Genomic DNA, 17,297 nt, shown 5'->3' with positions numbered 1-17,297 from the left:
GGAACCGAAAGTGCCGTAAGAAAACGTGGTGGCAGCAGGAATTTGCCGTATTTAAATGCGAAGCCACGGCAAATTCCGTTACTGGGCACGTATGCGTGAACAGTAACGATAAAGTTATAATGATAAAAGGATAAGAATGAAACAGCAAGGTTGTTTTTCAGTCAGGAGGATAGGGTATGGCAGTATATGAAGCAATCAGAAATTTAGTACAGTACGGGGTCAATACGGGGCTTCTTCAGGAGTCGGATCGCATTTACGCGACGAACCAGATTCTCGAGGTTCTGGGACTGGATGAATATGAAGAACCACAGGGCGCATGCAGGGAGATTTCACTGGAAGAGACGTTGGATGCCCTGCTTGATTATGCACATGAGACGGGCGTTTTGAAGGAGGACGGCGTGGTGTACCGCGATCTGTTCGACACGAAGCTGATGAACTGCCTGATGCCGCGCCCGAGCGAGGTGATTGGACATTTCTGGAAATTGTATGAGGAATCGCCGGAGGCGGCAACCAATTATTATTACAAATTGAGCCAGGATTCCAATTACATCCGCCGTTACCGTGTTTCCAAGGATATGAAATGGAAAACGGATACAAAATACGGGGAGCTGGACATCACGGTTAATTTATCCAAGCCGGAGAAAGATCCGAAGGCAATCGCGGCAGCCAAACTGGCAAAGCAGAGCGGTTATCCGAAATGCCTCTTATGCAAGGAAAATGAAGGCTATGCCGGACGTGTCAACCATCCGGCGCGCAATAACCACCGCATTATCCCGATCACGGTCAATGACAGCCAGTGGGGCTTCCAGTATTCGCCGTATGTGTATTACAATGAGCACTGCATCGTGTTCAACGGTGTGCACACGCCGATGAAGATCGAACGGGCAACGTTTGTCAAATTGTTTGATTTTGTGAAATTGTTCCCGCACTATTTCCTGGGGTCCAATGCGGATCTGCCGATCGTCGGCGGTTCGATTTTAAGTCACGACCATTTTCAGGGCGGACATTACACGTTTGCGATGGCAAAAGCGCCGATTGAACAGAAATTTGAGATGGAAGGCTTCGAGGATGTGGAAGCCGGAATCGTTAAATGGCCGATGTCAGTTCTGCGGACCCGTTCCAAGAATCCAGACCGCCTGATTGATCTGGGTGAAAAAGTGCTGCGTGCATGGCGCAGCTATACGGATGAGGATGCTTTTATTTATGCTGAGACGGACGGAGAACCGCACAACACGATCACGCCGATTGCCAGAAAAAATGGCGATTTCTATGAGCTGGATCTGGTGCTCCGCAATAACATCACGACGGATGAGTATCCGCTTGGTGTTTACCATCCGCACGCGAAGCTGCATCACATCAAGAAAGAAAATATCGGTCTGATTGAGGTCATGGGTCTGGCGGTGCTCCCGTCCAGATTGAAACAGGAGCTTGCCGATCTGGCGGAGGCGATCCTTTCCGGAGGCGATATCCGTTCCAATCCAGAGCTTGAAAAGCATGCGGACTGGGTGGATGAGTTCCTGCCGAAGTATGAGCATATAACAAGTGAAAATATAAACGAAATCCTGCAAAAAGAGGTAGGTCTTGTCTTTGAGCAGGTACTGGAAGACGCGGGCGTATATAAGTGTACGCCGGAAGGCAGGGAGGCATTTGCCCGGTTCCTGCGCTCAGTGGGCTTCCGATAAAGAGGAGATAATGGAGAGAGATTTATTTTTAAGAAAATATCGGATCGAACAGGAAGACTTTGACGCGGCGGGCGTTTCCTGGGAGGAATTGACTGCGATCGCGGATCATTATGCGACGATCGAGGGAAAGCTGCGGGAGATTGGCAAGGATTTTGTAGATAAGTATCTGTATGATATTGAAAAAGCGGGGATCCATTCCTACCGTTACCGTACCAAGGCACCGGGGCATCTGCTGGAGAAGATTATCCGCAAGAAAAAAGAGCAGCCGGAGAAATTTGCCCAGCTGGGAGTTGATAATTACTGGAAATACGTGACGGACCTTATCGGTATCCGTGTATTCTTCCTGTACCGTGAGGATTGGCGTCATTTCCATGAATACATCACATCGGCGTTTGAAAATGCCCCGGAGCAGTATGTAAAAGACCGTGAGCGCGATTTTGACAATGATGAGACACACTGCTATATTGCAGAGCGTCCGAAGGTATACCGCCGAAACGGGGACAGCCGGATCTACGATGAAAATGTGATCGAAATCAAGTCAGGCGGTATCTACCGTTCCCTTCACTACATCATCAAATACCGCGGTTACTACGTCGAGATTCAGGCGAGAACGCTGTTCGAGGAGGGATGGAGTGAGGTTGACCACGACATTGTTTATCCGTACCACAAGGACGACGTGATGTTGCGCGATTTCTCACGCCTGTTAAACCGGCTCTCCGGCATGGCGGATGAAATGAGCTCGTATTTCCGCCGGATGAAGGTGGAGAAGGAGTTTGAAGAGGTCCTGCTCGGAGAATATAAGGAAGACAAAGAGGCGAAGCTACTCGCAAGTATGCGGGAGCTGCTGGGGAAAGAAGAACGATAAGGAATAGGGAAAAGATAACTGGATCAAAAAAACAGGCATTGGAATGCTTGCTATCCACACAGTGTGGATGAAGAGCATTTCAATGCCTGTTTTATGGAGCTATAATTATAGATCCAGCTTCAAATCGCCTTCCTTGATCCATCCGGCTTTCCGGCAAAGTGCGCCGAAGAACAGGGTCAAAACAGCCGGAAGCACGAAGCAGATGAGCAGGATGCCCGGCCACATCATCGAATTTCCACTTCCCTGCATGGCGGTGTAGATGCCGATCGGTCCGACGAGACCGCAGGTTCCCATGCCGGAACCGGCTGGAATATTTTCCAGATGGAAGACCATCGTGGAGAGCGGACCGGTAACCATCGAGGCGAGTGTCGGTGGAATCCAGATTTTCGGGTTCCGGACGATATTTCCCATCTGGAGCATCGAGGTTCCGAGTCCCTGTGCCAGAAGACCACCCCATTTATTTTCACAGAAGCTAAAACGGCAAATCCGACCATCTGCGCACAGCAGCCTGCGGTGGCGGCACCGCCTGCCAGACCGTCGAGGCTTAACATGATGCAGATTGCCGCACTGCTGATCGGAAGCGTCAGGGCGATGCCGATCAGGGCAGAAACCAGAATACCCATGAAAAGCGGCTGCATGACGGTCGCTGTCTTCACTAGATTTCCGAAGGCGGTCATGAATGCGGAGACACCCGGACCGACAAACTGTGCGGCCAGGATGCCGGAGATGATGGTGACACCCGGGGTGACGAGAATATCAACCGGTGTCTCTTTGGAGACGATTTTTCCAAGCTCGGCTGCGATGATGGTGGCAACGAGCGCGCCGACCGGACCGCCGAGTTCATTGCCCGCGATGCCGACGGTAGCGGCGGAGAAAAGGACGAGCGTCGGTGCCTTTAAGGCGTAGGCAATCGAGACGCCGAGCGCTGCACCGGTCGCGCTCTTGGCGTAGCCTGCGATCGTGGTAAAAATTACAACGCCTGTCTTCTCCCCCAGTGTGCCGAAGATGGTACCGATCAGAAGAGAAGCAAACAGACCAAATGCCATCGCGCCCAGCGCATCGATGAGATACGTCTGAACGGAGATGACAACCTGCTTCCGTTTCAGAAAAGCTTTCACACGTTCCATATTGATAGAACCTCCCAGAGTAAAATAATTGTGAACGGAATGAATCGTTTCAGCCATTCCGGTCAAATAAATGGCTTACACCTGTCTTGACAGTGTAATGGACGTTTGTATTTTAACACGAAATGGAGAAAATACAAGAGAAATATAGAAAAAAGTAAAAAAGTTATGATACAATAAAAAATAATTGACGAGGTGTTTTCGAAAAAGTATGTTCGATTCGAGGGGAGGTATTTCATGCAGAGACGAATTTGTCCGATTTGCGACCATCCGATCAAGTATGGTCATTATTGTTCTTTTTGTAAACAGTGGATCCGGAATCCTAACTATGTCAATGCAACTTATTATCTGAATGAGCGTCACCCGGCGCATGAGACGGACTGTGAGTATCACAATGCGGGATCTGCCTCGTGGGAAACGAGTGCAAGGGCAGGAACAGATGCCATCCGCACGCTTGCGGACCGGGCGAAGGCATATTCCCAGACGCAGAAAGCAGCAGGCGCAGGCAGACAGGCATCCGTCCGGACACAGAACCAGAACAGTATGTCGTATCAGACAACGCAGAGACGAAGCGCGGTGCAGCAAGGAAAAAATCAGAAAAAGAAGGGGAAAATGAGCCTTGTGCTGGTGATTTTGCTGATTTTGTTTGCTTTGTCTGGAATTAATTATCTGTATCGTATGTTTATGTATTTTATTTGGTTCCTATAGATTTTGCCTATGGCAAGATATAGAAAATCAATCCAGAAGATAGCTGTCGGAAGTCTGGCGTTCATTGGGGAAATATGGTATACTGAGCAAAAATCATATAGAATACATAGGCAATAGAGGTCCGGGGCAGAACCGGACGAAATGATGAGAACAGGAGATAAATACGATGAAGATTAAGGATATTTTAGCCAAAGGACAGCCGACGCTTTCGTTTGAAGTGTTCCCGCCGAAGGAGGAGAGCAACTTCGCTTCCGTTGAGAAAGCGGCGCTTGAGATTGCAAAGTTAAATCCGTCATTTATGAGCGTGACCTACGGAGCAGGCGGCGGCACAAGCCAGTATACGGTCCAGATCGCATCGGATATCCAGAGCACCTGCCAGGTGCCGGCGCTGTCACATCTGACCTGCGTCTCCTCGACCCGTGAGAAGGTGCACAGTGTCCTGCGCGAGATTCAGCACACGGAATTGAGAATGTCCTGGCACTTCGCGGCGATATTCCGAAAGACGGCAAGGTAGAAAAAGATTATCAGTATGCATCCCAGCTGATCCGCGAGATCCGTGAGACCTGCCCGGATCTGTGCATCGGCGCAGCTGCTATCCGGAGGGACATGTGGAATCGGTCAACAAGACGGTGGATATCGGGCATCTGAAAGAAAAAGTGGAAGCGGGCTGTGATTTTGTGACGACCCAGATGTTCTTTGATAATAATATCCTTTATAATTACCTGTACCGTATCCGAGAAAAAGGAATCACGGTTCCGGTTGTCGCAGGCATCATGCCGGTGACAAACATAAGTCAGATTAAGCGCATCTGCAGCATGTCCGGCACCTACCTTCCGGCACGCTTCAAGGCGATCGTAGATCGTTTTGGTGATAACCCGGCAGCGATGAAGCAGGCAGGTATCGCCTATGCAACTGAGCAGATCATCGATCTGATTGCGAACCATGTAAATGGAATCCATGTATATTCAATGAATAAACCGGATGTAGCGGCGCAGATTAAGAACAACCTGTCGGAGATTCTGTAATGGCGGAAGTCAATCGGAGAGAAATATATCGGTATTTAGGAATTAAAGGGCAGCAGGAGCCGGATCCGCAGACGAAAGATCTGGTGGAGGACTGTCTGGGAGAATTAGAGCGGTCCGTCAACTGCCGGAGCTTTTACAGACGCTATCCGCTGACGCTGCTGCCAGATTCAGAACTTGATTTTACGTGTTTTAAGTAAAAAGCCGGGTGCTCAGCCGCAATTTAAAGGACTGCCAGGAGGTCATCCTTTTTGCGGCGACGCTGGGGGCTGGTGTGGATCTGCTTCTGCGCCGATACAGCCGTCTTTCGATGAGCCGGGCGGTTGTCCTGCAGGCGTGCGCGGCGGCACGGATTGAGAGTTACTGCAATGAAATCAATGACAAATTAAAAGCGGAGGCAGCAGAAGAAGGACTCTATCTGCGTCCCCGCTTTTCGCCAGGTTATGGAGATCTGCCGCTTTCGTGTCAGCCGGATTTCTGCCGGGTACTGGAAGCGGAAAAGACGGTGGGGATTACATTGACGGAAAGTTTTTTGATGATGCCGTCCAAGTCGGTGACGGCGGTCATCGGAGTATCGAAGATAGCGGCGGGCTGTGTGAAAGAGGGCTGTGAGGTCTGTTCAAACAAAAACTGCCTGTACCGGAGAGATAAATAAGTAAGAAACAAAAACAGAGAGGAAGCTGACATGGGTATACGGGAAGATTGGAACGATAAAATACTGGTATTTGACGGAGGAATGGGAAGTCTTTTGCAGGGAGCCGGGCTGAAACCGGGCGAACTGCCGGAAACCTGGAATATCAAGCATCCGGAGGTTCTGGTAAAGATCCATGAGGATTATCTGAACGCGGGCGCGAATATTATTTTATCGAATACATTCGGCGCGAACCGTCTGAAATACAATGAGACAGCCGAGTTTAATCTGGATGAGATCGTGGATGCGGCGATGAAAAATGCCCGGACAGCGGTAGAACACTGCGGCCGTGGTTATGTAGCGCTGGATCTGGGACCGACCGGACGCCTTTTAAAGCCAATGGGCGATCTGGACTTTGAGGAGGCGGTCTCCATCTATACCGAGGTGGTAAAGGCAGGCGTGCGCGGCGGCGCGGATCTGATTCTGATCGAGACGATGAGCGACACGTATGAACTCAAGGCAGCGGTTCTGGCGGCAAAGGAAAATTCCGATCTTCCAATCTTTGCAACCACAATTTTCGATGGAAAAGGCAAACTTTTAACCGGCGGAACACCGAAGTCCGTTGTGGCACTTTTGGAAGGTCTGGGCGTGGATGCGCTCGGAATCAATTGTGGATTAGGTCCGGTTCAGATGAAGCCGATTGTGGAAGAACTGCTTCGGTATGCGTCGATCCCGGTGGTTGTCAATCCAAATGCGGGACTTCCGCGAAGCGAGGGAGGAAAGACTGTATATGATATTGATCCGCCAGAATTTGTCGAGGAAATGAAAGGAATGCTGGAGATGGGCGTTTCGGCAGTCGGGGGCTGCTGTGGTACGACCCCGGAGCACATCCGTCTGCTGGCAGAGATGTGTAAGGGCAGAACGAGAAAGCCGATCGAGCCGAAAAATGACACTCTCATCACTTCCTACGCGTCGGTAGTTGAGATGGGAACCGATCCGGTCATTATTGGCGAGCGCATCAATCCGACCGGAAAATCAAAATTCAAACAGGCGCTGCGCGATCACAACCTGGAATATATCCTGCGCGAGGCGATCACCCAGCAGGAGAATGGCGCTGCGGTGCTTGACGTCAACGTGGGACTGCCGGAGATCGATGAAGTGGCGATGATGCGCGAGGTCGTACAGGAATTGCAGGCGGTGACTGAGCTTCCGCTGCAGATTGATACGACTGACACAGAGGCGATGGAACAGGCGCTGCGTATTTATAATGGAAAGGCACTGATTAACTCTGTCAATGGCAAACAGGAGGTCATGGACGCTGTATTTCCGCTGGTAAAACATTACGGCGGCACGGTGGTTGCGCTGACGATCGACGAGGAAGGCATTCCGGCGACGGCGGACGGACGTATGGCGATCGCGCGGAAAATCTGTGCGGAGGCGGAAAAGTATGGCATCCAGAAAAAAGACATCGTGATCGATGCGCTCTGTATGACGATCAGCTCCGAGCCGACCGGCGCGCTGGTGACACTGGAGACGGTGCGCCGTGTCCGCCAGGAACTTGGCTGCAATACGATTCTCGGCGTTTCAAATATTTCCTTCGGATTACCGCAGCGTGAGATTGTCAACTCCAATTTCTTTACGATGGCGATGCAGAGCGGTCTGACCGCGGCGATCATTAATCCAAATTCGGCGGCGATGATGCGTTCTTATTATAGCTACCGGGCCCTGGCAGCACTGGATGAACACTGCGGCGATTATATTGAGCAGGCAGCACGGCTGGCGATTCCAAAGGCAGGTGCGGGCGGAGCTTCCGGCGCAGGTGCAGCAGGCAGCGCAGGTTCGGGTGCCCCGGCGGCAGGTGCAGCTGGAGCTTCCGGCAGTGCGGACACTGGCAGCCAGGCAGCCGGTCCGGAGCATCAGCTTACGGTCAGTGTGGAGAGAGGTTTAAAAGAGCAGGCGGCATCGGCAGCCGGGGAACTCTTAAAGACCATGGATTCCCTGACCGTCATCAATTCCTGCATGATCCCGGCACTCGATAAGGTCGGAAAGGGTTTTGAGGCAGGCACCGTCTTTCTGCCGCAGCTTCTGATGAGTGCGGAGGCGGCAAAATCGGCGTTTGAGGTCATCAAAAACCAGATGGAGTCCTCCGGGGAAGCAGGAGAGAAGAAGGACAAGATCGTGCTGGCGACCGTCAAGGGCGATATTCATGACATTGGAAAAAATATCGTAAAAGTATTATTGGAGAATTACAGCTATGATGTGCTGGATTTAGGTAAGGACGTAGCCCCGGAGGCGATCGTGGAAGAGACGATCAAGAACCATGTAAGACTGGTCGGTCTGTCCGCCCTGATGACGACCACCGTGCCGAGCATGGAGGAGACGATCAAGCAGCTCCGCAAGGAAGCACCGTGGGCGAAAGTCATGGTCGGCGGCGCGGTTCTGACTCAGGAATACGCGGATATGATCGGAGCGGATGCGTATTGCCGCGATGCGATGGCGTCTGTTAATTACGCGCAGCAGGTGCTGGTCTAACGCTTGACAGTCTGCCTACTTAGACTAAAATTAGGGTAATTAAAACTAAGAATTGACGAGGGAGGGACAGCTATGGTATCGAAGAAAGTGAAAGTGGTTAATCCATCGGGACTTCACCTGCGGCCGGCTGGCGTGCTTTCGCAGACCGCGATGAAATTTAAGAGCCGGACTCTGATTGAGTGCGGGGAGAAACATATTGTGGCAAAGAGCGTGCTGAACGTGATGGCAGCGGGTATCAAGTGCGGCACCGAGATCACGGTTGCCTGCGACGGACCGGATGAGGAAGAAGCACTGAAGACGATTACCGAGGCGATCGAGAGCGGACTCGGAGAAGAACTGGAACAGTAAGATATCAGCCATCTCCTGCACAGTGTGCGGGCGGTGACACACATATCAGAACCAGAGGGGGATATCGCAGAACGGCAGAAATTGCGGTTGTGCAGGTATCCCTTTTTAGATAGAAAAGAGGGGCTTTTATGGAACTGAAAATTTACGAACACAAAGCGCAGTATTATGAAACCGACCAGATGGGAATCATTCACCATGCAAATTATCTGCACTGGTTTGAGGAAGCGCGGATCGACATGATGGAGCAGATGGGAATGGGATATGATCTCATGGAAAAACAGGGGATCATAAGCCCGGTGCTGTCGGTTCACTGCGATTATAAGAGCATGGCGCGGTTTGGCGAGACAGTGCAGGTGCTGGTTCAGATGAAGGAATACAACGGCATCCGTATGACGCTGGAATACACGGTTCTTGACAAGGAAACGGGCGCAATCCGCTGCGTGGGCGAGAGCCGCCATTGTTTCCTGACCCGCGACGGAAAGCCGGTTTCCCTGAAACGCAACTATATCGAGATGGATCGTGCGTTTAGGGAATACAGCGAACAGAGCCAAAAAGAAGAGTAAATGCTGACCGGTTCGAACATGGACAGCCAGAGGCGTGCTTGTGCGGAAATTGCCAGAAGCGCTTATAAAGTGCTTGAAAAGCGGGAAAATTGTGGTATGATGTAAAAGATAAAAAAAGAAACGCAGAGTAGGAATACAGGCGTTAAGTGCCGGTTGAACAGGGAGTTGTCAGCCGGACGAAGAGACCCTCCGGGGTTTCGCGGTCAGTATTCCGCATCCCGCTGCATCGTTGATACAATCTATCTCCTGATGTGGTTCGAGAGATCTGCAGAAAAGGAGGTATTTTTTTATGAAAAAATTTGCAGTATGTTATCAGGCATCCTTTCAGGAACTGAAACACGTGAAAACACTCACGACTGCCGCCATGCTGATGGCTGTCTCCGTTGTTCTGGGATACTTCACGATTGAGGCTGGTCCGTATTTGAAAATCGGATTCGGCGGTGTGGTCAACCAGTTTGTCTACTACCTCTTCGGTCCGGTGGCTGGAGCGGTCTATGGCGGAGTCTTGGACCTGGTCAAATATGTCGTAAAGCCGACGGGGGCATTTTTTCCGGGATTTACGCTGAATGCGATGCTGGGCGGCGTGCTATATGGCACAATTCTGTATCGGAAACCGCTTACCTTCCGCCGGGCGCTCTGGGCGGATCTGGTGGTGGCGCTGATCTGCAACATATTTTTGAACACACTCTGGCTTAGCATGATGTCTGGAAAAGCAATGATGGTGCTTCTGCCGATGCGTGTGCTTAAGAATCTCATCAAGTGGCCGGTGGATGCAGCACTCTTTTATCTGATTGCAAAACGGATGGAGAGTCTTGGGCTTGTGCGGATGATCCGTAAATTCCAGGCGGAGTGATGCTGGAGGATTCGTTTTGAGCAAAAGGAAACATACATGGACAGCGAAAGTCTGCAGGCACGGTGGCTGCATGCCATGAAAGGAACCGTTTATGAAAAATGCATCATGCATGATGGAGGAAAACAGATGAGAGAAAAAGCAGTTTCGCGGAGCCGGGAACATTCGAAGGATGTGGCGCTTTGCGGTCTGTTTGCGGCGCTGGTCGCCGTGGGGGCATTTATCAAGGTTGTCATTCCGACCGGCGCAGATACCATGAACTTCACCTTGCAGTGGTTTTTCGTGATGCTGGCAGCATTTCTGCTGGGCTCCAGACGGGCATTTACCAGTGTGGGTGTCTATTTGCTGATTGGACTTGCGGGCGTCCCGATCTTTGCACGCGGCGGCGGTCCGGCGTATCTGCTGCGCCCGACCTTTGGTTTTCTGCTGGGATTTCTCCTTGCGGCGTGGGTCATGGGGAAGGTCTGTGAATGTTTGAATTCCTGGAAAATGGGAGCGCTGATGACGGCGGCGACGGCTGGATATGTGGTATATTATGGAATGGGAATGGTTTATTTCTATCTGATTACCCATCTCGTAACCCTGCAGCCGATCGGCTGGAAAGCGATTGTGCTGGTTTACTGCCTGCCGGAGATGCCGGCGGATTATATTCTCTGCATTCTGGCGGCGATCATGGCAAGACGGCTGCGCCCGATGGTACAGGCGTATCTGTAGAGAAATATGAATAGGATATAAAAAAGACAGACAGTCTGAATGCAGTGCAGCAAACGGGCTGTCTGTTTTTGTCTCATAGAAAACGTTACTGTTCACGCATACGTGTACAGTAACGGCACATTCTTTTGTAACGCTGCCAGTTGTGTTTGCCCCTATCATTTTTGCAGAAAATATGGTAAAATGTACGGAGATTACGACAGGGGAGGATTTGGGCGTTACAGGTTTTTGGTTTTGGAAAACGTCTGAAGAGGATGCAAAAACGAAAACCAGCGAACGATCAGAATCCAACCTGATAAAAAGGAGAAGTATGTATGAGTGAGAATTGCAGTCATAATTGTTCAAGCTGCGGCGAAACGTGTGCCAGCCGGACGATGGAGAGTTTCCGGGTGCCGTTAAATCCACAGAGTTCAGTTAAAAAAGTAATTGGTGTAGTCAGCGGCAAGGGCGGCGTCGGAAAATCCCTGGTGACATCCCTGATGGCATGTAAGATGCGTGCGAGAAACAACCGCGTTGGCATTCTTGATGCAGATATTACAGGACCGTCGATCCCGAAGGCATTTGGCATTCACGGCATGGTAGGTGTGACAGCGGATCAGCTGATGCTGCCGCGCACGACCTCGACGGGGATAGAGATTCTTTCTTCGAACCTGATTCTGGAGCATGAGACGGATCCGGTAATTTGGCGTGGACCGGTTGTGGGCGGCGTGATTAAGCAGTTCTGGAGCGAGGCACTCTGGAAGGACATTGATTATATGTTTGTCGATATGCCTCCGGGAACCGGCGATGTGCCGCTGACTGTATTTCAGTCCCTGCCGCTGGCAGGTATTATCATTGTGACTTCCCCGCAGGAGCTGGTTTCGATGATCGTGGCAAAAGCGGTCAACATGGCGAAGAAGATGGATATTCCGATTCTGGGATTGGTTGAAAACATGAGTTATCTGGAATGTCCGGACTGCGGAAAGAAGATTTCTGTGTTCGGTGAAAGCCATATCGAGGAGACGGCAGACGAGTATGGGATTCCGGTGCTTGCGAAGATTCCGATCGATCCGTCGATTGCGTCCAAGGTGGACGAGGGGCTGGTTGAGTATGTGGAATCCCCATGGCTGGATGCGGCGGCTGACGCAGTTGAGAAGGCATAAAAGAATATAGATATATAGAAGAGGTGGAAGAATACAAATGAATATTGCTCAGAATCCCAACAGCGAGCTGAGCCATTTCGCGGTCAATACGCCTCAGGTGTTTGAGATTCCTGAGACATTCCGGGAGACGGCAAGGCAGTTTCAGGAAGCGATGATGCAGTACAGCTGCGCGATTCGAGAGTTTAAGACGAAGCTGGAAGTGCTCAACGATGAGCTTTCCATGCGGAATGCAAGAAACCCGATCGAGATGATCAAGGCGAGAGTGAAGAAGCCGAAGAGTATTGTAGAAAAACTGCAGCGGCGCGGACTTCCGCTTTCGATCGAATCGATGGAGTCCAACCTGGATGATATAGCGGGTGTCCGTGTGATATGTTCGTTTGTGGACGATATTTACGAGATCAGCCGGATGCTGGAACGCCAGGATGATGTGACCATCATTGCGATCAAAGATTATATCAAGGCGCCGAAGGAAAACGGCTACCGCAGCTACCACATGATCGTGGAAGTACCGGTATTCTTTTCAAGCAGTAAGAAAAATATCCGTGTGGAAGTCCAGATCCGCACGATCGCCATGGATTTCTGGGCGAGTCTGGATCACCAGCTCAAGTATAAAAAGCAGCTGGATGCCCAGGAAGCCGCAGAGATCGGTGCGGAGCTGAAAAAGTGCGCGGATGTCATCGCGGAGACGGATTGCAAGATGTTAAGCATCCGTCAGAAGATTGAGGAAAAACATCCGACGCAGGAAGAATAGTCGTGATGTAAACGAATAGCCCATGTATCGGGGTGCTTTTGGCGGCTGAAGCGCCTGCCATATCTTTAATACATAAAATAGGACAGGGTTTCGGTAATTCGGAACCCTGCTTTTTTATAGATCGAGAGTGCCGGATAATTGTCACTGCTGACGTGAAGAACAATTCGGGTGCAGCCGCGCGCGATCAGATCGTTTAAGAACAGACAGAAAGCAGCTTCACCGATTCCCAGTCCGCGGCAGAGGTCATGGACCCGGAAACCGTAGAAACAGGCATGAAATGTGCCGGGAACGTCCGGGACGGGCTGCATACGCGCCATGCACACGGCAGCCGGAGAGCACATCGGATCTGGCGGAGTCTCTAAAAATTCATAGGTCAGAATTGTAACGGCCGGATCTGGATCATCGGCGCTGTGGAAGCAGTCCCAGCAGCTGTCGGGATCAACACTTTCGTTGACGTCACCTTCCGGTGCAGAAGTGCAGGTAAAGGTAAGCGGGCGTTTTTCAACCATGGGAGAGTCAAAGCGTTCGGCCGCCGGGTCAAAGTCCCATTTCATCTGATATTCCTGATCAACGCGGTCAGCGTGAATGGCTTTCATCGTGGCAGCCGTATCAGCAGATTCCGGGTCAACCGGAAATAGAATATCGTGCTCACCGGAGATGTCGCAGGCTTTTTCTAAGAGTGAGGCAAAATATCCGCGTCGGCGCAGGGAAGGGCGGGTGAAGGCGATGCATTCGACGGGTTCCTCGTCCGAAGAGCCATCCGGTGGAAGGATCATTCCCATGATGGCTGCAAGTGTCTCTGATTCATCCAGAAGAAGCAGGAAACAATTTCCGTCTTCAAATGGAAAAGAAATGTGGATTGGCTGCGTCTTCTGGCATTCATTCAACAGTGCCAGGATCTGTTCTGCCTGTCTGGCAGAGAGTGAGTTTGTCTGAATTAAATTCATAACTTCTAATCCTTTCTTTCTTGCAATACAAAGTGTACCAGCTACAAAAGCAGCTGAGAAGATAAGTCTTTCATAAAGATAAACGTATTTGCGGATAAAAACTTCACGTTTTTTGGATCGAAAATGTCTGGATTTTACGAATCGGAAAAGCTTACCTGTATCGTATAAAAAAGACGCAAAAAATTCAAGGAAATTGACAGAATTTATGCTAATTTTCATATTGTCCTATAAATTTGGGAGTGATAGAATAGAGGCATTAAATACGAAAGGTGAAGACATCATGAAGTACTTGAAAGAAGTGACAATTATTTTTGGCATCACAATGCTGGGAGAGTTTTTGAACTATCTGCTTCCGTTTCCGGTTCCGTCCGGCGTATACGGATTGTTCATTCTTCTGCTTCTGCTTTGCACAGGTGCATTACATACAGAAGATGTGGCGGAAGTGGGAGATTTCTTCCTGGATACGATGCCGATTATGTTTATACCGGCAGGTGTAGGTCTGCTTGACAGCGTGCAGGAGGCGGAGTCCATCCTGGTGCCGCTGACAGTGATTACCGTGATTTCGACGGTATTTGTTATGGTTGCGACCGGGTGCGTGGCGCAGAGCATCATCCGCAGAAAGAATAAAGGAGGTGCGAAAGCATGAATGGACTGATTCATTCTTCTCTTTATTTTGGAATGCTGGTCAGCGTTGGCGCGTATATGTTGGGCGTCTGGCTGAAAAAGAAGACCGGCTGGGCGATTTTAAATCCGCTGCTGGTTGCAATTATAGTTGTGATTGCATTTTTATCTGTTTTTCATATAGAATATAAGGAGTATAACCGCGGTGCGGTGTATCTGGGCTATTTCTTGACACCGGCAACGGTCTGTCTGGCGATTCCGCTGTATAAGCAGCTGGAGCTTTTGCGCCAGCACCTGATTGCGGTTGCTTCTGCAATTGTGGCAGGGGTAGCGGGAAGTGTCGGCAGTATCTATGTGATGTGCCGTTTCTTTCAACTGGAGCATACGCACTATGTGACATTGCTTCCGAAGTCCATTACGACGGCGATTGGCATGGGCGTCAGCGAGGAAGCGGGAGGTATCGTGACGCTGACGGTTATCAGCATTATAATTACAGGAATTTTGGGAAATATTATAGCCGACTGGCTGTTTCAGATATTTAAAATTGAAGAGCCAATCGCGAAGGGGCTGGCACTTGGAACAGCAGCTCATGCGATTGGAACGGCAAAGGCGCTGGAATTAGGCGAGATCGAGGGTGCGATGAGCAGCTTGTCAATTGCGGTCGCCGGTCTTTTGACCGTAGTGGTAGTACCACTGATGTCGGGACTGATTTAAAGGTGGTGCTGAAACGGTCGGAATTTGTATAGAAATTGGAATGCATGTAGAGAGGCAGAGAAAAAGATACTGTGGGTCATGCGTATGATAACGGCAGCAAAAAGATAGGAGGGGAGCAGGTATGATGAATTTGTATGAGGCGATAGGATGTCGCCATTCAGTTCGAAAATACACCGATCGGGAGGTCACGGAGAAGCTGCGTGGGCAGATCCTGTCCTATTTTGATAAGACCTCCCGGTTAAATGACCGGATCCGGGTTGAGGCAGTGATATTCGACAATACAAAGAAAAAAGCCGATGTCCACGGACTCTGGAAGGTGGATGCTCCCTACTATCTGGCGATCTATTCGGACCAGGAGGAAGGCTGCGAGCGCAATGCCGGTTATCTGATGGAGCAGATGGTGCTCTATATGACGGCAAAAGGGCTTGGAACCTGCTATTTGGGCAGCGTGCAGCCGGCGCAGAAGGTGCGCGGCGGCAAACGCTGCCTGATGATGGTCGCATTCGGCTACCCGGAGGGCAAGCTCTACCGTGAAAGCCCGCTGGCAAAGCGCCTCCCGCTCAATGAACTCTGTATTTTCAAGGAAGAAGCCGGAGAGCAGATGAAGACGATTCTCCGTGCGGCGCGTCTCGCACCGTCCGCGATGAACACCCAGCCGTGGCGCTTCATCGTCTATTCCGACCGAATCTATGTGTTCGCCCTAAAAACCCGCTTTCCGGGCAAAAGCTTCCATGCGATGCGCGAATTCAGCATCGGCATTATGCTCTCCCACATTATGCTCGCCGCCGAAGAACTCTGGATGGAACTTCAGACGGAGACGGAGGAACATTTTGCGGCTAAAAGTTACAAAAATGGAGATTATGTGGCGACGTTGACGCTGCATTAGATGCATTGATTCATTGTATTAAATGTTGAAATAGTTTATATTTAAGCAAGAAAAACTAATTTTGCAATTTTAAAACCAATTATTCAAAGAAACGATACACTCAAGAAAGAAGCGCGCCAGCCGTCCGATGCCGTGACAGCTGGCGCGCTTCTTTCGGGGCAATCAAAAGGGCATAAGCAAAAACCCTTTTTTCCTTGCTCCGTGCCCTTGAAAGCGCTCTCCACTTATGATAAAATAAGTTGATTATTTATGAGAGATACTCTGGAGGAGAACGTGATGGTTAGTAAATTGATTGAGAAGATTCAGAAGACAAAGGCACCGATCTGTGTAGGACTGGATCCGATGCTTGGATATATTCCGGAGCACGTGAAGGAAAAAGCATTTGCGGAGTTCGGAGAGACCCTGGAAGGAGCGGCAGAGGCGATCAGGCAGTTTAACTGTGCGATCGTGGATGCGACGGCTGATCTGATTCCGGCGGTCAAACCGCAGATTGCGATGTATGAGCAGTTTGGCATCGAAGGCCTGAAAGCGTATGACCGGACTGTCAAATACTGCCAGCAGAAGGGCTTAATTGTCATCGGAGACATCAAGCGCGGCGACATCGGTTCCACATCGGCTGCCTACGCAACCGGTCATCTCGGCAGCGTGAAGGTTGGAAATACGACCTGTTCCGCGTTCAATACCGAGTATGTGACGGTCAATCCGTATCTGGGAACCGACGGCGTGAAACCATTTGTGGACGAGTGCAACGCATCCGACCGCGGTATCTTTGTACTGGTAAAGACTTCTAACCCATCCAGCGGCGAGTTCCAGGATCGTCTGGTGGACGGCCGCCCGCTTTATGAGCTGGTAGCGGAGAAGGTCGTTGAGTGGGGGGAGGCTTCCATGGATGGCGACTACAGTAATGTAGGCGCAGTTGTGGGCGCAACTTACCCGGAGATGAGCAAAATTCTGCGTAAGCTGATGCCGAAGACTTACTTTCTGGTTCCGGGTTATGGCGCACAGGGCGGTACGGCAGAAGACTTAAAATACTGCTTCAACGAGGATGGACTGGGCGCGATCGTCAATTCTTCCCGCGGTATCATCGCGGCATACAAGAAAGACGCATACGCCAAATTCGGTCCGGAGCATTTTGCGGACGCATCGAGACAGGCTGTCATCGATATGATTGCGGACATTGGACGCGTACTGTAAGGAGGA

17 protein-coding genes, 2 pseudogenes and 1 riboswitch are annotated in these 17,297 nt (G+C 50.6%); of the genes and pseudogenes, 17 read left to right on the top strand and 2 right to left on the bottom strand.

The genetic code is table 11. The features are described from left to right. Nucleotides 1–176 precede the first annotated feature (176 nt). Nucleotides 177–1,682, top strand: a complete 1,506-nt coding sequence (gene galT, locus DWZ16_RS13025; RefSeq protein ID WP_118491591.1) for a UDP-glucose--hexose-1-phosphate uridylyltransferase — start codon at nucleotides 177–179, stop codon at nucleotides 1,680–1,682. Between the two features lie 10 nt (nucleotides 1,683–1,692). Further along, entirely contained in the window at nucleotides 1,693–2,547 is an 855-nt protein-coding gene (locus tag DWZ16_RS13020) for a RelA/SpoT domain-containing protein (protein WP_265104151.1), read from the top strand. A 105-nt stretch (nucleotides 2,548–2,652) separates the two neighbouring features. On the opposite strand, the pseudogene DWZ16_RS13015 reads toward DWZ16_RS13020, so the two are convergent. Then, nucleotides 2,653–3,674 (bottom strand): annotated as a pseudogene (locus tag DWZ16_RS13015) (PTS sugar transporter subunit IIC). A 234-nt stretch (nucleotides 3,675–3,908) separates the two neighbouring features. On the opposite strand from DWZ16_RS13015, the gene DWZ16_RS13010 reads away from it, so the two are divergent. The 11 genes and pseudogenes from DWZ16_RS13010 to DWZ16_RS12965 all read left to right on the top strand — a co-directional run bounded on the left by DWZ16_RS13010 (nucleotide 3,909) and on the right by DWZ16_RS12965 (nucleotide 12,929). Beyond that, nucleotides 3,909–4,379, top strand: a complete 471-nt coding sequence (locus DWZ16_RS13010) for a hypothetical protein (RefSeq protein ID WP_118293476.1) — start codon at nucleotides 3,909–3,911, stop codon at nucleotides 4,377–4,379. Between the two features lie 166 nt (nucleotides 4,380–4,545). Then, nucleotides 4,546–5,404 (top strand): annotated as a pseudogene (metF, locus tag DWZ16_RS13005) (methylenetetrahydrofolate reductase [NAD(P)H]). Beyond that, nucleotides 5,404–5,601 (top strand): hypothetical protein, encoded by a 198-nt coding sequence (locus DWZ16_RS17020; RefSeq protein WP_347474975.1) that lies wholly within the window; start codon nucleotides 5,404–5,406, stop codon nucleotides 5,599–5,601. The pseudogene metF and the gene DWZ16_RS17020 overlap by 1 nt, the downstream one beginning before the upstream one ends. An 8-nt stretch (nucleotides 5,602–5,609) precedes the next feature. Next, nucleotides 5,610–6,056: a vitamin B12 dependent-methionine synthase activation domain-containing protein gene (locus DWZ16_RS13000; RefSeq protein WP_412694351.1), complete on the top strand. Its 447-nt coding sequence runs from the start codon at nucleotides 5,610–5,612 to the stop codon at nucleotides 6,054–6,056. Between the two features lie 30 nt (nucleotides 6,057–6,086). Further along, nucleotides 6,087–8,564, top strand: coding sequence for a homocysteine S-methyltransferase family protein (locus DWZ16_RS12995; RefSeq protein ID WP_118522995.1), 2,478 nt, complete (start codon nucleotides 6,087–6,089; stop codon nucleotides 8,562–8,564). A 72-nt stretch (nucleotides 8,565–8,636) separates the two neighbouring features. Further along, nucleotides 8,637–8,912: an HPr family phosphocarrier protein gene (locus DWZ16_RS12990; RefSeq protein ID WP_022359351.1), complete on the top strand. Its 276-nt coding sequence runs from the start codon at nucleotides 8,637–8,639 to the stop codon at nucleotides 8,910–8,912. A gap of 128 nt (nucleotides 8,913–9,040) precedes the next feature. Continuing rightward, the gene (locus DWZ16_RS12985) at nucleotides 9,041–9,475 is read left to right on the top strand and encodes an acyl-CoA thioesterase (RefSeq protein ID WP_118522994.1); all 435 of its coding nucleotides are present in this window, start codon (nucleotides 9,041–9,043) and stop codon (nucleotides 9,473–9,475) included. Nucleotides 9,476–9,596: 121 nt separating this feature from the next. Next, a riboswitch (THF riboswitch) is annotated at nucleotides 9,597–9,701 on the top strand. 63 nt (nucleotides 9,702–9,764) lie between these two features. Next, complete coding sequence (locus DWZ16_RS12980) at nucleotides 9,765–10,328, top strand: folate family ECF transporter S component (RefSeq protein WP_022359353.1); 564 nt, start codon at nucleotides 9,765–9,767, stop codon at nucleotides 10,326–10,328. Nucleotides 10,329–10,364: 36 nt separating this feature from the next. After that, on the top strand, nucleotides 10,365–11,039 hold the full coding sequence (locus DWZ16_RS12975) for a biotin transporter BioY (RefSeq protein WP_412693785.1): 675 nt from the start codon (nucleotides 10,365–10,367) through the stop codon (nucleotides 11,037–11,039). Between the two features lie 311 nt (nucleotides 11,040–11,350). Then, nucleotides 11,351–12,178, top strand: a complete 828-nt coding sequence (locus DWZ16_RS12970; protein ID WP_118472159.1) for an Mrp/NBP35 family ATP-binding protein — start codon at nucleotides 11,351–11,353, stop codon at nucleotides 12,176–12,178. A gap of 37 nt (nucleotides 12,179–12,215) precedes the next feature. Continuing rightward, complete coding sequence (locus tag DWZ16_RS12965) at nucleotides 12,216–12,929, top strand: GTP pyrophosphokinase family protein (protein ID WP_107000490.1); 714 nt, start codon at nucleotides 12,216–12,218, stop codon at nucleotides 12,927–12,929. Nucleotides 12,930–12,994: 65 nt separating this feature from the next. Here DWZ16_RS12965 and DWZ16_RS12960 read toward each other — a convergent pair whose 3' ends face one another. After that, nucleotides 12,995–13,876: a GNAT family N-acetyltransferase gene (locus DWZ16_RS12960; RefSeq protein WP_182427369.1), complete on the bottom strand. Its 882-nt coding sequence runs from the start codon at nucleotides 13,874–13,876 to the stop codon at nucleotides 12,995–12,997. 280 nt (nucleotides 13,877–14,156) lie between these two features. Here DWZ16_RS12960 and DWZ16_RS12955 point away from each other — a divergent pair, with 280 nt between their 5' ends. The 4 genes from DWZ16_RS12955 to pyrF all read left to right on the top strand — a co-directional run bounded on the left by DWZ16_RS12955 (nucleotide 14,157) and on the right by pyrF (nucleotide 17,291). Continuing rightward, a complete protein-coding gene (locus DWZ16_RS12955) occupies nucleotides 14,157–14,522 on the top strand; it encodes a CidA/LrgA family protein (protein WP_107000488.1) in 366 nt (121 codons plus the stop codon). After that, nucleotides 14,519–15,211 (top strand): LrgB family protein, encoded by a 693-nt coding sequence (locus DWZ16_RS12950; RefSeq protein ID WP_107000487.1) that lies wholly within the window; start codon nucleotides 14,519–14,521, stop codon nucleotides 15,209–15,211. The genes DWZ16_RS12955 and DWZ16_RS12950 overlap by 4 nt, the downstream gene beginning before the upstream one ends. 121 nt (nucleotides 15,212–15,332) lie before the next feature. Beyond that, a complete protein-coding gene (locus DWZ16_RS12945) occupies nucleotides 15,333–16,097 on the top strand; it encodes a nitroreductase family protein (protein WP_333489839.1) in 765 nt (254 codons plus the stop codon). A 276-nt stretch (nucleotides 16,098–16,373) separates the two neighbouring features. Next, nucleotides 16,374–17,291: an orotidine-5'-phosphate decarboxylase gene (pyrF, locus tag DWZ16_RS12940; RefSeq protein ID WP_118522992.1), complete on the top strand. Its 918-nt coding sequence runs from the start codon at nucleotides 16,374–16,376 to the stop codon at nucleotides 17,289–17,291. Nucleotides 17,292–17,297: the final 6 nt, after the last annotated feature.

The sequence above is a fragment of the Clostridium sp. AF29-8BH genome, from assembly GCF_003478145.1.
Lineage (GTDB): Bacteria > Bacillota > Clostridia > Lachnospirales > Lachnospiraceae > Otoolea > Otoolea fessa.
The sequence above is the reverse complement of the archived record's forward strand: the minus strand, read 5'-3'. Positions and strand labels throughout refer to the sequence as shown.

What these genes read in the sequence shown, in the direction of transcription:
- galT (WP_118491591.1), top strand. Translation starts at nt 177, where the DNA reads ATGGCAGTATATGAAGCAATCAGAAATTTAGTACAGTACGGGGTCAAT.
- DWZ16_RS13020 (WP_265104151.1), top strand. Translation starts at nt 1,693, where the DNA reads ATGGAGAGAGATTTATTTTTAAGAAAATATCGGATCGAACAGGAAGAC.
- DWZ16_RS13010 (WP_118293476.1), top strand. Translation starts at nt 3,909, where the DNA reads ATGCAGAGACGAATTTGTCCGATTTGCGACCATCCGATCAAGTATGGT.
- DWZ16_RS17020 (WP_347474975.1), top strand. Translation starts at nt 5,404, where the DNA reads ATGGCGGAAGTCAATCGGAGAGAAATATATCGGTATTTAGGAATTAAA.
- DWZ16_RS12995 (WP_118522995.1), top strand. Translation starts at nt 6,087, where the DNA reads ATGGGTATACGGGAAGATTGGAACGATAAAATACTGGTATTTGACGGA.
- DWZ16_RS12990 (WP_022359351.1), top strand. Translation starts at nt 8,637, where the DNA reads ATGGTATCGAAGAAAGTGAAAGTGGTTAATCCATCGGGACTTCACCTG.
- DWZ16_RS12985 (WP_118522994.1), top strand. Translation starts at nt 9,041, where the DNA reads ATGGAACTGAAAATTTACGAACACAAAGCGCAGTATTATGAAACCGAC.
- DWZ16_RS12980 (WP_022359353.1), top strand. Translation starts at nt 9,765, where the DNA reads ATGAAAAAATTTGCAGTATGTTATCAGGCATCCTTTCAGGAACTGAAA.
- DWZ16_RS12975 (WP_412693785.1), top strand. Translation starts at nt 10,365, where the DNA reads ATGGACAGCGAAAGTCTGCAGGCACGGTGGCTGCATGCCATGAAAGGA.
- DWZ16_RS12970 (WP_118472159.1), top strand. Translation starts at nt 11,351, where the DNA reads ATGAGTGAGAATTGCAGTCATAATTGTTCAAGCTGCGGCGAAACGTGT.
- DWZ16_RS12965 (WP_107000490.1), top strand. Translation starts at nt 12,216, where the DNA reads ATGAATATTGCTCAGAATCCCAACAGCGAGCTGAGCCATTTCGCGGTC.
- DWZ16_RS12960 (WP_182427369.1), bottom strand. Translation starts at nt 13,876, where the DNA reads ATGAATTTAATTCAGACAAACTCACTCTCTGCCAGACAGGCAGAACAG.
- DWZ16_RS12955 (WP_107000488.1), top strand. Translation starts at nt 14,157, where the DNA reads ATGAAGTACTTGAAAGAAGTGACAATTATTTTTGGCATCACAATGCTG.
- DWZ16_RS12950 (WP_107000487.1), top strand. Translation starts at nt 14,519, where the DNA reads ATGAATGGACTGATTCATTCTTCTCTTTATTTTGGAATGCTGGTCAGC.
- DWZ16_RS12945 (WP_333489839.1), top strand. Translation starts at nt 15,333, where the DNA reads ATGATGAATTTGTATGAGGCGATAGGATGTCGCCATTCAGTTCGAAAA.
- pyrF (WP_118522992.1), top strand. Translation starts at nt 16,374, where the DNA reads ATGGTTAGTAAATTGATTGAGAAGATTCAGAAGACAAAGGCACCGATC.